This window comes from Streptomyces roseolus (assembly GCF_014649855.1).
Classification (GTDB): Bacteria; Actinomycetota; Actinomycetes; order Streptomycetales; family Streptomycetaceae; genus Streptomyces; species Streptomyces roseolus.
In genome coordinates, this window is record NZ_BMTV01000028.1 from 1 (window position 1) to 14,583 (window position 14,583).

General features: G+C 71.2%; 14 protein-coding genes and 1 pseudogene. 1 reads left to right on the forward strand and 14 read right to left on the reverse strand.

Annotated features, from left to right (window positions below; genetic code table 11):
* Nucleotides 1-70 precede the first annotated feature (70 nt).
* Nucleotides 71-988 (forward strand): annotated as a pseudogene (locus tag IE245_RS28470) (XRE family transcriptional regulator); the annotation flags it as partial.
* 52 nt (nt 989-1,040) lie between these two features.
* Here IE245_RS28470 and IE245_RS28475 read toward each other — a convergent pair.
* The 14 genes from IE245_RS28475 to IE245_RS28540 form a co-directional block, all read right to left on the reverse strand.
* The gene (locus IE245_RS28475) at nt 1,041-1,487 is read right to left on the reverse strand and encodes an Lsr2 dimerization domain-containing protein (RefSeq protein WP_189952678.1); all 447 of its coding nucleotides are present in this window, start codon (nt 1,485-1,487) and stop codon (nt 1,041-1,043) included.
* A gap of 76 nt (nt 1,488-1,563) precedes the next feature.
* A complete protein-coding gene (locus IE245_RS28480; protein ID WP_189952680.1) occupies nt 1,564-1,866 on the reverse strand; it encodes a hypothetical protein in 303 nt (100 codons plus the stop codon).
* A gap of 287 nt (nt 1,867-2,153) precedes the next feature.
* Nucleotides 2,154-2,444: a hypothetical protein gene (locus IE245_RS28485; RefSeq protein ID WP_189952682.1), complete on the reverse strand. Its 291-nt coding sequence runs from the start codon at nt 2,442-2,444 to the stop codon at nt 2,154-2,156.
* An 8-nt stretch (nt 2,445-2,452) separates the two neighbouring features.
* Entirely contained in the window at nt 2,453-2,833 is a 381-nt protein-coding gene (locus IE245_RS28490) for a hypothetical protein (protein ID WP_189952684.1), read from the reverse strand.
* 68 nt (nt 2,834-2,901) lie between these two features.
* Nucleotides 2,902-3,405, reverse strand: coding sequence for a helix-turn-helix domain-containing protein (locus IE245_RS28495; RefSeq protein WP_189952686.1), 504 nt, complete (start codon nt 3,403-3,405; stop codon nt 2,902-2,904).
* 891 nt (nt 3,406-4,296) lie between these two features.
* On the reverse strand, nt 4,297-5,721 hold the full coding sequence (locus IE245_RS28500; protein WP_189952687.1) for a recombinase family protein: 1,425 nt from the start codon (nt 5,719-5,721) through the stop codon (nt 4,297-4,299).
* Nucleotides 5,722-5,750: 29 nt separating this feature from the next.
* Nucleotides 5,751-7,076: an ATP-dependent DNA ligase gene (locus tag IE245_RS28505; RefSeq protein WP_189952689.1), complete on the reverse strand. Its 1,326-nt coding sequence runs from the start codon at nt 7,074-7,076 to the stop codon at nt 5,751-5,753.
* 87 nt (nt 7,077-7,163) lie between these two features.
* Nucleotides 7,164-8,288 carry a DUF6397 family protein gene (locus IE245_RS37820; RefSeq protein WP_189952691.1) on the reverse strand — a complete coding sequence of 375 codons (1,125 nt, stop codon included), beginning with the start codon at nt 8,286-8,288 and terminating at the stop codon, nt 7,164-7,166.
* Between the two features lie 131 nt (nt 8,289-8,419).
* Nucleotides 8,420-8,824 (reverse strand): roadblock/LC7 domain-containing protein, encoded by a 405-nt coding sequence (locus IE245_RS28515; protein WP_189952694.1) that lies wholly within the window; start codon nt 8,822-8,824, stop codon nt 8,420-8,422.
* 202 nt (nt 8,825-9,026) lie between these two features.
* Nucleotides 9,027-9,641, reverse strand: a complete 615-nt coding sequence (locus IE245_RS28520; protein WP_189952695.1) for a GTP-binding protein — start codon at nt 9,639-9,641, stop codon at nt 9,027-9,029.
* Nucleotides 9,622-10,002: a DUF742 domain-containing protein gene (locus tag IE245_RS28525; protein WP_189952697.1), complete on the reverse strand. Its 381-nt coding sequence runs from the start codon at nt 10,000-10,002 to the stop codon at nt 9,622-9,624. Before IE245_RS28525 ends, IE245_RS28520 begins: the two co-directional genes overlap by 20 nt.
* A gap of 15 nt (nt 10,003-10,017) precedes the next feature.
* Entirely contained in the window at nt 10,018-10,452 is a 435-nt protein-coding gene (locus IE245_RS28530; RefSeq protein WP_189952698.1) for a roadblock/LC7 domain-containing protein, read from the reverse strand.
* Nucleotides 10,449-13,565 (reverse strand): sensor histidine kinase, encoded by a 3,117-nt coding sequence (locus IE245_RS28535; RefSeq protein WP_189952700.1) that lies wholly within the window; start codon nt 13,563-13,565, stop codon nt 10,449-10,451. Before IE245_RS28535 ends, IE245_RS28530 begins: the two co-directional genes overlap by 4 nt.
* A 106-nt stretch (nt 13,566-13,671) precedes the next feature.
* Nucleotides 13,672-14,508: an MHYT domain-containing protein gene (locus tag IE245_RS28540; protein WP_189952702.1), complete on the reverse strand. Its 837-nt coding sequence runs from the start codon at nt 14,506-14,508 to the stop codon at nt 13,672-13,674.
* Nucleotides 14,509-14,583: the final 75 nt, after the last annotated feature.

A 14,583-nucleotide genomic window follows, 5' to 3' on the forward strand; every position in this document is an offset into this window, starting at 1 on the left:
CCGCTACGAAGCGACCGTGCTGGTCGCAGCCATCAACGAGTGGCTGTGACCAGCACTTTCACAACAGACCCTAGCCGTCCTTGAGAGCGAAATGAAGCGTCGTACATTCCTGTCTGACGTGGCCGCCACCGCCATAGCCCCCATCGTGGCGTCGGACCTACTGGCCGCCGGCTTCGGTGCCCGCCTGCGTGGTGGCCCGACATCCGACGACTGGGAAGAGAAGCTGGCGAACTACGGAACCGAATACATGAGTCTGGGGGCGGCAGACATCCAGCGCCGCGTCTCCGGTGAACTCGTCATCGTCCAGCAGCAACTCGAACAGCCGCAGCTCTGGTCCGTGGGCGCTCGCCTGATGACGCTCTACGCCAAGACGTTCCCCGGCAATGACGGAAGCCGTGCGGTCAACTGGTACCGCCTCGCAGCCGAATCGGCAGACCGCTCAGGAGACGATCAGGCTCGCGTGTGGGTGCGGGGGCGTGCGGCCATCGCGCTGGGATACGAGGGGGCTTCCCTCGGGGTGGCGGACCTCTTGGCGGACCAGGCTATGGCCATCAGCGACAAGCCCTCGCTCGGTCTGCTGAACGCCGTCATGGGCAAGGCGCACGCGGCGGTGCTGCGAGGCGACCAGGAGGCGGCTCGAAGACTCCTGAACGAGGGCCGGCGCATCTTCGATGCCGTCGGGTCGCACGAGCAGACCTCCGACTACGCGGTGCCGTGGTGGCGGATGAACGTCTTCATCTCCTTGCTAGCCGCACGTCTGGGAGACGAGAAGACGGCCGTCGAGGCACAGGAAGCAGCTCGCCGGGAGCTTCCCGCCACACTGCCCCGGTTCGCCACCCACCTCGAAATGCACCGGGGGCTCATGCTGGCTCGGTCAGGCGACCGTGGGGGCGGGGTTCGGTATGCCCGCGCTGCCCTCAACGCTCTTCCGCCCGACAAGCACTCGCTGACCCTGCGCCTGCTGATGGCCGAGGTCGAAGCGGCGTAGCGAAGGCCCCCACCGCCGAACTGGCGGTGGGGGCCTCACCTCGGTTCCCCGACTACTCCGGCTTCGGGTCGTTGGGGTTGTTCTTGACGTAGATCGCTTCGAGGTGCGCGGGGACGCGGCCACGGTCCTTGACCTCGTGGCCGGCGCCGCGCAGCCACTTCTTCGCGCGGTGTCCCCACTCGGTCAGCTCCCGGCTGCGGGAGGCACCCGTCGAAGCGGCCTGGGGGGTCGACGGCGTCGCCGGCAGCAGACGCGCCTTCTCGGCATAGGGCTCGATGACCTTCAGGTACCTCTTGAGGGTGGCTTCGCCCATGTCGACGACGGCCCGGTTGAAGATGTAGGCGGGGCCGTCCTCCTCGGCGTCCTCGTCTTCGACGGGGATCAGCATCTCGACCTCGACGACGTTCTCGGTCGTCTTGCCGTCGATGTCGTCCACTCGCTCAAGCCGGGCGTACGTCGTAAGGGTGAGCCCGCCGATGGTGGTCGTGGCTCGCTCCACCCCCGGTTCGTCCTTCTGAGACTCGTCTACCTGCACTACGCGCACTGCCATTGCGATGCCCTTCCTTCGGAGTGGTCTACTCGGCCGACTCGATCGAGGCTTCGTCCTTGGCGGTCGCCTCGCGCCAGCGCTGCTCGTCAACCTTCACGGCCCGCTCGGCGTCGGTCTCGGTCATGTCGTGCTCAACCTTGAGGATGAGCGCCAGGGCCAGGCGCATGCCGGCAACCGTGCTCTTCGCCGTCTTCTGCCGAGCGCCGGTGAGCCCTTCGGCTCGGATCGCCATCCCCGCCATGTTGCCGAGGACAGCCGCATAGGAGCGTCCTCGCTCCGCAATCAGTTCCTCAGCGAGATAGCGGCGCTCATTGGGGTGATAGTTCACTCCATATACATACCATCGTTTGCGTCGCCTCGGGAGATCGATCACACATATGCGTACGCCCCCTACCTGTGTCTCTTTGGTAGAGGGCGCGGTATCCGTTGCCGTTTACTTATGATCTAGACGGGTCGTGGAGACCGATGTCCAAGAAGCCGGCCGTGGCACCGTCCTCTTCTTCGCTATCTCCTGGGCCTTGAGCTGGGCCTCGCGGTAGCTGTCCGCTTCCACCTCGACACTCATGCCCACATGCGCGTGCAGCGCCACATACCACTTCGCCATGTCGATCGCCTCTATCGTCGCCGGGAGATCCGGTAGACGGCGTACGTGATGCCGAGGATGAGGTCGACGGCGGCCCAGAGGGCGATGATGATGCCGACGCCGATGGCAGTGCCGGCGGTCTCGGCGTCGTTGCAGGTCTCGCGGCTGAGGGTGCCGCAGTCCTCCGGGGCGCCAGCGCCCGACGAGGCTCCGACGATGACCCACAGGAGGAAGAGCGCCTGGACGGCGAGGAAGACCCAAAGGAAGATGCGGCGGGGCTTGCGGGGCTGCTCGGGGGCGGCCCGGGGGCCGGTGGTGCTCATGGCGCGTCTCACTTCCGGATGACGGAGACGTTCTCGCAGTCCAGGGTCTTGTATCCCTGGCGGATGACGGTGAAGGCGCGGTCCCGCACCTCCATGTCCTGGCCGGTGCGCTTGGCTGCTTCGCGCGCCTTCGGCGTGTCGGCGTTGATGAACTGCTGGTACAGCGGGCAGAGGACTTCCCCCGTGACCCGGTCCTGTATGCGTTCGATGTCCCGGGCCTGCTGCCGCATCCCCACCCCTATGAGGAGGACGGCTATCAGCATGACGAAGGTCATTGCGAATGATATGCCGAGAGCCAGGACTATCCTCCGCTGCTTCTGCTGCCTCTCCTCTACCGTCGCGATACGGATCCCTGACTTGTCGGCTATGGACTCCATTGCGGCGATCAAGCGGTCAGCTTGGGCTACCAGTCGCTCCGTCTGATCGGTCGGCATTCCTTTGCTTGCACCATTGCTTGTCATGTTCCTGATTCCCTATTCGGGTTCAGTAGTTGACCCAGGGCCTCTACCGCTTCTTCTGTGCGCTTGAGCGCCTCCGCCATTATCTCTTCGGATGTGGCTCCATCCATGGTATCCCTCGCCCTAAGAGCTTCCAATGCCTGTAGCAATACCTCTCTATCCCTGTCCCGAGTCAGCTTCTTGTTGACATAGTTCGCGATGACCTCGCGCTCCGCCTCGCGCTGGGCCGAGTCGTCGGGGAGCGGGAGCCTGTCCACGCCGGCCATCTCGGAGGAGATCAATCCGGCCGTGACTGCCAGGCGAAGAGGGTTGACGTCGAAGAACTCGGCGATCCTCTGAGCGACCTCGGGGGTAGGGAATGTTCCCTTCTTCCATCGGGTCACCTGCGGGTCGCTCACTCCGGCGAACCTCGCCAACTCGGTTTGACTCTTACCAGAGTTGGCGATGGTGCGAGCCAACCATTCGCCCCAGTATTCCTGATCTTTCCTAAGCCTCTGCTTCATGCGCCTTCCCCTTTGAGGGGTGTCGGTCGAACCCAGAGGGTGGGGGGCCCGAGTTCTGTGGGAGGGAGAGGGCCGGGGATGTAACCACGGCGATCAACTTTTCTCAAGTACAGATAGCTCAACGGTTGCACCAGCCGCAACGGGGAGTCAAGGGTTTGCCTGATATGCAACCCGTTCCGACCAGCCAGATTGTCCTTCTCGCAAGGGAGTAGGGGGTGTAAAAAATCTTGCCCTTTGATCACCTGAAAAATATTTCAGGTACCCGAAGAAGATCTTGAAATTTTCTCCCAGGGGGGGTTGCGGTTCGTGTAAAACCGGCGCACGATTACAACCAGGGCAAGTCGGACAGACCGGGCAAACCGGACACGGAAGACCAGCTCCGGGACATGTGGAACCCCCATGACGTCAGGCCGATGGGCTCGCAACAGCGGATCGGACCCCCTGGTCGTCCCCACCGAAAGGGCACCGCCCCTCACTCCTCCGCAAGGAGGACGCCGCAAGGCGTACCGCAGAAAAAACCGGCAGTGAGCACCTAGTGCGCCCCCTGGAGGCAACGCGCGAAGCGCTCGCGAATGCTCAATAACTTCGACGCGTGGACGCCCCGCCGGGCGAACCCTTCACCGGGGAACGTGAGGCGGGATGCACCTGAAGGTGCTGCGACGAAAGGGCCTGAGGCCCCGAGCGCGATGACCGTCGATCTCATATACCCCTTGCGGGCGGGGACCCTCTCAGGTCCCCGCCCGGCAAGCAGAGCCCCCCGCAATACGAAGGGAGAGGGCTCAGATGACGAACGAACAGCGCGCAGCCCTCAGGGCGGCCGGTATCAAAGCGGCGGCAGACGCACCACCCCTGACCGATTCCGAGATCAAGGGCATAGCTCGCGTCCTGGCGTCACACAATATGAATCCTGCTGCTGTAGTAATCGGCATTCCGAATATGCTTGTCGGTCTTCCCGACGACGAGCCGGCGGCTGCCTAGCGCATAACGCACCATTTCCCTTCGCGCCTCCATCGAACCGTTGCGCCAGGTTTCTTCAATCGCCTTGACTGCGGACGGAACCTTGGGGGATGCGGGCACGATCATCATTCCTTCTTGCAATTCCAGCAGTCTCCGCTCCACGGAGGCCGTGGCCTTCTCGTACCGTTCAAGTGTCATATCGCCCTTGAGTAGCTTCTGATCGAAGACTTCGACCAGCTCTTCCAGGCGTGAGATCTCCGCCCCGGTCTCCCGCATCCCTGCTTCTACTTCCGCGATACGCGCAGCGTGTGCGGGATCGGTGAGTCGAGCGATCACGAATTGCCTGACAAACTCGACAAGCGGGGCTTCCAGAATGGATACCTGGCCGCAGCCTCGGCGGCGATCGCACCGGTAGCCAGGCGAGGTTCGCCGCGATCCGTCAGGATTACGGCCAGTGCCCGCAGATAGCAGAGTGCCGTGCATGCCCTGCCCGCACAGCTCGCAATGGGCGATATTCGTCAGTAGTCGGCGGCGTTGCGGACCTCGGCTCCGGCCGGCACGCATCGCGCAGATCATCTCGTGATCTTCTTCGCTGACGATGGCAAGGTCGGGGCGGCGGGCAACGACGACACCGTGGTGGACGATCAGCCCTGCATTGATCGGACGAGTGAGAATCCTTCCCAGGTTAGAGAAGCGATCAAACTCTTGCCCGGAAGTGCCGGTCAGGCCGGCCTCTCGCCATTCGTCTTGTATCTCCGAGATCAGCTTGCCGTCGTGCACGTGCTCGCGGACGCCTCGGGCAAGGTATTCGCGTTCCTTCTGGACCTGCTCCTCCGGTACGGCCTGGTCGCCTTTCCCCTGGAACCCGAATCGGCGGAGACCGCCGGGCATGTTTCCAGCCTTCCGGCTGGCCTCGATCTTCCGCTTTTGTCGCCGCGACGTGGCAGCGACCTCACGTTCTGCCGCTGCGGTTTCGATCCGGAGCCGGAACCGGTCGTCGGCGTTGGTCAGGTCGTAGGAGCCGAAGCACGAGACCACCTCGTAGCCCCGAGACGACTCGGCCATGTCGATCAGACGCTCCAGGTCGCGCGGCTGGCGCATCAGGCGGTCGACGTTCCAGACGATGCACCCGCCGGTGATGCCTGCTTCGAAGCGCTCTATCAGCTCTTCCCAGCCGGGGCGGCGGACGTTGCGTCGCCATGCCGATCGGTTCGGGTCTTGCAAGATCCTTCCGACGGTCAGGGCTCGCCGCTTGGCTTCCGCCTCGGCGTCACCGATCTGCCGGTCGGTCTTCTCAAGGCTCCCGTCGGGGGCCATCGAGATCCGCGCATATATGTCATAAATGCCCGATTTGCCCATTCTTCCATGATGCTTGCTCCATGCTGTGCTCAAAACTCCGTGAGGCCCTTGAACGTCTTTCCCACCATCACGAAGCCGCTGCCGTCGGCCGCGCGGGCGCCGAGGTGGAGGTTGGAGAGGTAGCCGGTGCGGCGCCCGTTGCCCCGTTCGGCGGCGAGGACCACGAGGTCGACGGTGTGCACGGGCTTCACCTTGAGCCAGGTCCGACCTCGCCGCCCGGCCACGTACGGCGCGTCGAGGGCCTTGACCAGGACGCCTTCGTGCCCTCGGGCCAGGGTGTCGGCGAAGAACCGCTCGGCCTCCTCCCGCCCCGCCGGGTCCTCGGGCGCGGTGATCTCCAGGCGGCGGACCCGGCGGTCCTCGGGCAGCAGCCGGACGAGGACCGCGTTCCGCTCGCGGCCGGGCCGGTCGACGAGGGCTTCTCCGTCGGCGGCGAGGACGTCGAAGAAGACGGGGGTGAGGGGGAGCGCGGCCTGGGCGCCGATGACGTCGGCACGCGAACCGACCCGCCCGGCGATGGACTGGAACGCCGCCGGCCGGCCGCTGCCGGGATCGAGGGCGATCAGCTCACCGTCCAGGATGAACGACTCCGACGGCACCTCGCGGGCGACGGCCACGACCTCGGGCAGGCGGGCGGTGACGTCGTCCAGCGAACGGGTGTGGACCCGCACGTCCTCCCCCTCCCGGTGCACCTGGACCCGGATGCCGTCCAGCTTCTCCTCCACCACGCACGGCCCCAGCGCCTCCACCGCCTCGCCGACGGAAGCGGCCGTGTGCGCGAGCATCGGCTGCACGGGCCGCCCGACCCGCAGCGTGAACCGGTCGAGCGCGGCGCGCCCGTCCGCGAGGACCGCCTGGGCCACCGGCGGCAGCGACCCCTCCAGCATCACCGCCCGCCGCAGTTCGGCGGCGGGCACGGCGGCGGCCTTCGCGACGCCCTCCAGCGCGACGGCGTCCAGCGCTCCCTGCCGCACCTCCCCCGAGAGCAGCCGCACCAGCAGCTCCTGCTCCTCCGCGGTCGCCGCCGCGCACAACTCCCTTACCCTGCGGGTCCGTTCCGCCTGCGATCCCGGACCCGCGACGGCCGCGAGCTCGTCCATCGCGGCATCCACCCCGGCCAGCGTCAGGGCGGGCACGGCGGCCGGGGGAACGGCGGGCGGGACGACCTCCTTGAGCGTGCTCCAGCCGACCCCGATCCGGCCCTGGGGCAGCCGCCCCGAGAGGTAGGCGATGACGAGCGGACTCTCCTCGGGGGTGGCCTCCGCGAACAGTTCGGCGAGCAGCGCGATCTTCCGCGACCGCGCCGGAACGGCGGCGACCGCCCGGGAGACCTCGGCGACACGGGCCAGCAGCATCCCCCCATCCTCACCGCCCACCCCCGCACCCGCACCCGCACCCGCACCGAAACCGGGAGTCGCGCCTGCGCCCGCGGCCTCGCTCCCTCAGCTCCAGTCCCGGCCCCGGCCCCACCCCCCGCCCGCGGTCGCCCTGCCGGGCAGGGCCCGGCGGATCCGGCCCAGCAGCCCCGGGCGCCGGGGAGCCGGCGCCCGCCCCGGAGACGGGGCGCCCCGGCCGGCGTGCGGGCGACCGGGCGGGCGCGGAGCCGGACGCACCGGGGACCCGGCCGCGTGCCCCGCTTCCGCTCTCCCCGCCGCTTCCGTCACCGGCGGGTCCGCGGGCTCCACGGCCGGCTCCGGATCCTGCCCGGACTCCGGATCCGTCCCCGGCTCCGGATCCGGTCCCCGAACCGGTCGTCGGCGCTCCCCCGGGTAGGGCGCCTGGCGGACGGCGCGGGCCTCGTCCAGGGCGAGGGCGAGGCTCATCCGGTGCCAGAGGATCTCGTCCGGGTCGTCGGCGCGGACGAGACGGACGGCGGTCTCGTGGGACGCGCCCGCGACCGGGAGGCCCGGCGGCGGCGCCGGGCGCAGCCGGTCGAGGTAGGTGCGCTCGTAGGGGTCGTCGACGACCTCCGCGACCTGGACCGGGTCGAGCAGGGAGGCGATCGCCGCCGCGCGGGCCCAGGGGTCGTCGGTGCCGCGCAGGAGGAGGGACAGGTGCCGGAAGCGCCAGTTCCTGGCCCGCAGGTCCTCGCCGGCGGCATGCCGCTCGCGCACCCCGGCCGGGAGCCGGCCGGTGAGCAGTCCGGGATTCTCCTCGCCGAAGGCGGTGACCTCGGCCGCCAGGTACAGCCAGACCACCACCCGATAGCGGTTGAGGTAGAAGCGGACCGGGCTCAGGTGGCCGGTGCGGGCCAGTCGGTCGAAGCGGCCGTAGGAGACGGAGAGGAGCTGGGCGGCCTCTCCCGCGCCCACGGCCCGCACCCGTTCCCGCAGGCCTTCGGGGAAGTCCGGCGCCGCCTTGAGCCGGTCGAGCTCGGCGCGCGCGACCGGGCGCCGCTCGGGCGGCCGGTCCCGGTGTGCTCCCCGCGGGTCCGGGACCGCCACCGGGTTCGGCACGGTCCTGATCAGCCCCATCCGGACGGCGAGCCGGAACTCGTCGCGCTTCAGTCCCAGCTCTTCCGCCGCTCGGACCGGTGCCACCGTCCGTGTCGTCTCGTCCACCGTCATGGCGTCCGCCGCCTCCCCCACTCGCTCGCGCCGGCCTGCCGGCCGTCCGGGTTCCGGCGAACCCGACACCCACGAACGTAACGCAGGGTGACGATCCGTGCGCCACCTGTGGACGGCCGCCTGTGGAAAACTCAGGCGGTCGGCCCGCCCGGCTGACGCGCCGCGACGCCCAGGTGCTCGCCGACCCGATTGACCAGCAGCGTCATCTCGTACGCGACCTGGCCGACGTCGGCCTCGGCGTCGCTGAGCACGCACAGACAGCTGCCTTCGCCCGCGGCCGTGACGAACAGCAGCGCCTCGTCGAACTCGACCATCGTCTGCCGGGCCCGGCCGGCTCTGAAGTGCCTGCCCGAACCGCGTGCGAGGCTGTGCAGGCCGGAGGAGACGGCGGCCAGGTGTTCCGCGTCCTCCCGCGCGAGTTCGCTGCTCGCGCCCGTGACCAGGCCGTCGTTCGACAGCACCAGCGCGTGCCGTATGGGTCCGACCCGCCGGGTCAGATCGTCCAGGAGCCAGTCGAGCCCCTTGTCCAGCGCCATGCGGTGTCCTCCCCCTCTTCGGTGCGGTCGCGCCCGGCCGGGCCCCGTGCCCGCGTGCGCCGTACGGACCGCGTGTCGCGGCAAGCCTTACGCACTGTCGTGGACAGGGCAAGCACCCCGATCCGCCCGGGTGTGCCGCCGTACGCCCGCGACGTGCCGATCCGGTCTTCCGGCCCGCGCGGTCCGGTACCCGCGGGTCCGTTCAGCCGACCGTGTCGAGGAGCCGGGCCGTGTGCATCCGCCCGGCGTACTCGACGACGCGGATGAGGACCTCCTTGCCGGAGTCCCGGTCGCGCGCGTCGCAGAGCAGCACCGGTGTGCCGGTGTCCAGGTCGAGGGCGCGGGACACCTCCTGCGCCCCGTAGGAGCGGGCCCCCTCGAAGCAGTTGACGGCCACCACGAACGGGATCTTCCGGTGCTCGAAGTAGTCGACCGCCGGGAAGCAGTCCTCCAGGCGGCGGGTGTCGGCGAGGACGACCGCCCCCAGGGCACCCTGCGCGAGCTCGTCCCAGAGGAACCAGAAGCGGTCCTGTCCGGGGGTGCCGAAGAGGTACAGCGAGAGGCCCGCGCGGATCGTGATCCGGCCGAAGTCCATGGCCACGGTCGTGGTGGTCTTCCGGTCCACTCCCCCGGTGTCGTCGACGAGTTCGCCGGCCCGGCTGAGGCGTTCCTCGGTGCGCAGGGGCCGGATCTCGCTGACCGACCCGACCAGGGTGGTCTTGCCGACGCCGAAGCCGCCGGCGACGAGGATCTTCAGGGCGAGAGCGGTGTCGGCGCCGTCGTCCGCGCCGGTGCGGTCAGAGCGCTCGTAGGCCATCGATCACTTCTCTCAGGATGCGTTCGTCGGGGAGCTGGGCGGGCGGTACGGGCCGGCTGACCCGTACGAAGCCCGCTTCGAGGAGGTCGCCGAGGAGGACCCGGACGACCCCCACGGGGAGGTCGGCGTCGGCGGCGAGTTCGGCCACCGACTGGGTCTCGGCCCGGCAGAGGGAGAGCAGGGCACGGTGTTCGGGGCCGAGCAGGTCCTCCTCGGCCCGGCCCGGCGGGTCGTCGTCGACGACGACCAGGGCGATGAGGTCGAACCGGACATTGCTGGGGCCGGGTTTGGTGCGTCCGCCGGTCATCGCGTACGGCCGGACGAGCGGTCCGGCTTCGGCGTCGTACCACTGGCTGGTCATGGGGCGGTTCTCCGGTCAGCCGGCGGCCGGTGGGGCCGCGGCGAGCCGCGGCGGGGTGTGCAGGTGCTCGCCGACGCGCTTGACGAGCCGGGCCATCTCGTAGGCGATGAGGCCGATGTCGGCGCTGACGGAGCTGAGGACGGCCAGGCAGGAGCCGTCGCCGGCGGCGGCGACGAAGAGGAAGCCGTCGTCCATCTCGACCATGGTCTGGCGGACTCCGCCGGTGTGGAACTGGCGTCCGGCGCCCTTGGCGAGGCTGTGGAAGCCGGAGCCGATGGCGGCGAGGTGCTCGGCGTCCTCCCTGCTGAGTCCGCTGGAGGCGCCGACCGGGAGGCCGTCGCCCGAGAGCACCACGGTGTGCCGGACCTCGCGGACCCGGGCGACCAGGTCGTCGAGGAGCCAGTCGAGTGCGCCGGAGCGGTGGAGGGAGCCCCTCTCGTGGTCGATCATGCGTCGTCTCCTTCGGATCGGGTGGCCTGGGGCGGGTGGGGGCGGGCGCCGAAGTACGGGCCGAGGTCGGTACGCGCGCGTGCGTCACGGCGCGGGTCGCGCGGGCCGTCCGGGGCGGTCCGCGGGGCCGTGGGCGGCGGGATCGGGGACGTCCGCCCGGTGTCCCCGTACGGGCGCGTGCCCGGGGGCGCGCCGGGGTCCGCGACGCCCGTCGGGGTCTCCGCCCGCGTGCCCGTCGAGGGCGCGCCGGCGCCGAGCGGGCGCCGGGCTCCCGGTGCGGGACCGCCGCCGCGCTGCCAGCCGTCGCGGTAGGCGGCCATCCGGTCGCGCACCCGCTCGGGCGTCCGCTCCGGCGCGCCGGGGACGGTGGGCGCCGGCAGCGGCTCGGGCGCGGGCGCCTCCCGGAGTTGCGGGACGAGACTCGTCTGGCGGATCCGGCGCGGCAGTCCGGCGTCGCCGTCCGCGTCACCGGAGCCGGGGACCGGATCCTGGTCCGTGGCCGCCCTCGACGCCGACCGCGGCGGTACGGCGGTGTGGCCCCGGGGGCGCAGGGCGGTGACACCGGCCGGTACGGACGCCGGGGCGGCGACGGGGGTGGTCGCGGGAGCCGGGCCGAGCGCGGGGACGGCGGTGGGGCGCGGCAGGGTGCTCGGCGTCGACCGGGGCCGGGCCGGGGCCCGTTCGGGGGCCGGGGGCGGCGGGGTGGCGGAGGTCCGCGGCACTGTCCCGGCCGCGGCGGCGCCGTCCTCGACGGGGGTCCGTGCGCCGGCGGCCGCTCCTCCGGTGGTACGGGGGTCGGCCGGGGGACGGGCGAAGCGGCGGGCTTCCGCGCGGTGGGCCTCCTCGCGCTCGCGGGCGGCGCGTTCGTCGACGCGGGACGCCGTGTCCCGGGGCGAGCCGGTGCCGGGTCCGGCGCCCTGGCCGGCGTCCTCCAGGGCGCCCTGGAGGAGGCCGGTGGGGAGGAGGACGACGGCGGTGGTGCCGCCGTACGGGGACGGCCTCAGGCGCACCTTGATCGCGTGCCGGGCGGAGAGCCTGCTGACGACGAACAGGCCGAGGCGGTCGCTGTCGAAGAGGTCCAGGGCCTCGGAGCGGTCGATGCGGGTGTTGGCCTCGGCGAGGCTCTCCCTGCCCATGCCGAGTCCCCGGTCCTCGATCTCCAGGGCGTAGCCGTTCCCGACGGGCTCGCCGCTGACCCGCACCTTGGTGTGGGGCGGGGAGAACTGGGCCGCGTTCTCGATGAGTTCGGCGAGGAGGTGGGTGAGGTCGGCGACGGCGGCGCCCGCGACGGCGGTCTCGGGGAGCCGGCGCACCTCCACGCGCGCGTAGTCCTCGATCTCGGAGACGGCGGCGCGGACGACGTCGGTCAGCGGCACCGGCATCCGCCAGGCGCGGCCGGGCGCGGCTCCGGAGAGGATGATCAGACTCTCGGCGTGACGCCGCATCCGGGTCGTGAGGTGGTCGAGCCGGAAGAGGTCGCCGAGCTCGCCGGGGTCGTCGGCGCGCCGCTCCATGCTGTCCAGGAGGTTGAGCTGGCGGTGGACGAGGACCTGGCTGCGGCGGGCGAGGTTGACGAAGACGCCGGAGATGCCGCCGGCCAGTTCGGCGCGTTCGACGGCGGCGGAGAGGGCGGCCCGGTGGACGGTGGTGAGGGCTTCGCCGACCTGGCCGATCTCGTCCTGGGGCGCGGGGCCGGGCGGGGCTTCGGCGTGGACGTCGATCTCCTCTCCGGCGCGGAGCCGGCCCATGGCGGCGGGGAGTTTGCGGCGGGCGATGCCGAGCGCGGTGTTGCGGAGGCTGACGAGCTCGACGACGAGCCCTCGGCCGATGCGTACCGAGATGACGAGGGAGGCGGCGACGGCGAGCAGCCCGAGGACGACGGCCGCGCCCGCCGGGCTGAGGATGCCGCCCGCGAAGGGGTCGGTGGACTCGGCGGCCGCCGCCCGCGCGTCGTCCTCGACGGCGGTGAGCCCGGCGCGTACGGCGGCGAGGGCGGCGTCCCACTCCGCGGAGGGAGCGGCCTGGGCGGCGGGCCGGCCGTCGGCGGCGCGGGCGACCCGGTCCTCGGCGTCGGTGAGCCGGGCGTGGTCGGGGCCGTCGGCCAGCCGTGACCAGGCGGTCCGGCCGGCCGGGGGCAGGTCGGCGGTGGCCGAGGCGAGGAGGGTCCGCCGGGTCTCGGCCGCGCCGGTGAAGGCGCGCTGGTGGGCGGCGGACAGCCGGCCGGTGAGATGGGCGGCGGTGAGGAGGGCGTCCTCGCGGGAGAGCATCTCGCCGGCGCGGGCGAGTTCGAGGAGCACGCGCGCGTGGGAGCCCTGCCCGGTGTCCTGGATGCCGGCGAGGGCGCCGCCGACGGCGAAGCCCGCCGAGACGGCGGCGGTGTACGCGTCGTGGACGCGGTCCCACTCGCCGCGGCCTTCGACGGCGGCGGCACGGAGCCGGGCGAGGCCCTGCGCCTCGCCCACGAAGGCGCGGACGCGGTCGGCGACGTCAGCGGGCAGGTCGCCGGAGTCGCCGACGGTGTGACCGTCGCCGAGCCGCAGCCGGGCGACGGCCTCGTCGGTGCGGCGGATCCGGTCCTCGAGCTCGGCGGCCCGGACCGCGCCGGGGGCGGCCAGCTGCCGTACCGCGGCCCGGCGTTCGTCCTGGAGCGCGGTGACGGCGGCGGACACGGGCTGCCGGATGTCGGCGTCGACGCGCTGGAGCTGGCGGAGCCGGGCCATGTCCTGGGCGGTGGTGACGGTGGCGAAGCCCCAGAGGGCGAGGAGCGAGACGACCGGGACCATGAGCAGCGAGACGATCTTCGCGCGCACGGTGCGGGGCCGCGGTCCCCCGCGACGGCTCCCGGCGCCAAAAGCGTCCGCGGCGGAAGCGTTCGCGGTGGGGGCGGCCTCCGGGACGAGGGCGGGCTCGGGGACCAGGGCGGGCTCGGGAGCGCCGGCTCCGCCGTCCCTCCCCCGGCCCGGAACGGCGGACTCCGACGCGGTCTCCGCTCCCGGCGCGGCGGTGCGTGGTTCCGGCTCGTCGGCGGGCGGCCCGGCGTGCGCGCGCCGCCCGCGTGCGGTCGCCGGCGGCGCGGGCGCCACGGCGTCCTGGTTCTTGCGGGGAGTACGCATGGGCTCCTCGTTCCGGCAGTCCTGCAGGGGGTGGTGGGGGGCGGAGGCGGCGGGCGGGTGCACGCGCGCGTGCGCGAGGCGTGGACGGTGGGGGTGGCGGGGCTTGTCAGGGTGTGGGCGTCCGCAGCGGGTCGCGCGCGGCGCGGAAGCCGGCCGGGGCCACGTCCACCGCGCGCTCGTCCGGTTCGGTGAGGCGTTCGGCGGAGGCGTACGCGGCGCGTTCCCGGGCGGTCGGGGAGAGGGCGACGAACGCGGAGGTGATGAAGAGGTACGAACCGAGGCCGACGGCGAGCGGGAAGACGAACTGCATGACGGTGGCGCCGGGAAGGTCCGCGGAGGAGGGGACGACCTCGACGCTCACCGCGAACATCCCCGTGTAGTGCATGCTGCTGACGGCCGCCCCCATGACGAGCGAGGCGAGCGCGACCGCGACCGGCGCGTGGATGTGGAGGGCCGCCCAGAGCGCGGCGGTCGCGGCGACGACCGCGATGACGACCGAGAGGGCGACGAACACCGGGTCGTAATGGACGGTGCCGTGGAGGCGGAGGGCGGCCATGCCCATGTAGTGCATGCTGGCCACGCCGATCCCGGTGGTCAGTCCTCCGATCAGAAGCGATCGGACCCGGTCGCGGCCATAGCCGACGGCGAACACGCCGACCCCCACCACGCCCATCGCGATGACGAGGCTGAGGAGGGTGAGCGGCACGTCGAAACGGATGTCGGTGCCGGTGACGCCGAAGCCGAGCATGGCCACGAAGTGCATGGTCCAGATGCCGGTGCCGATCGCGGAGGCGGCGGTGAGCAGCCAGTTCCGCCGCGAACGGCCGGTCGCGTCGAGCGCGCGTACGGTGCAGCGCAGCCCGAGGGCGGCGCCGATGCAGGCCATCGCGTACGACAGCAGAGGTGTCAGCCAGCCGAAGGTGGCGTGGTCCAGGTGTCCCATGACTCGGGGACGCTAGTGCGCACAAGGGGGCGCACCGGGGGCGCATTTCGAAAGCTGCTGGAATATGACGGAGAG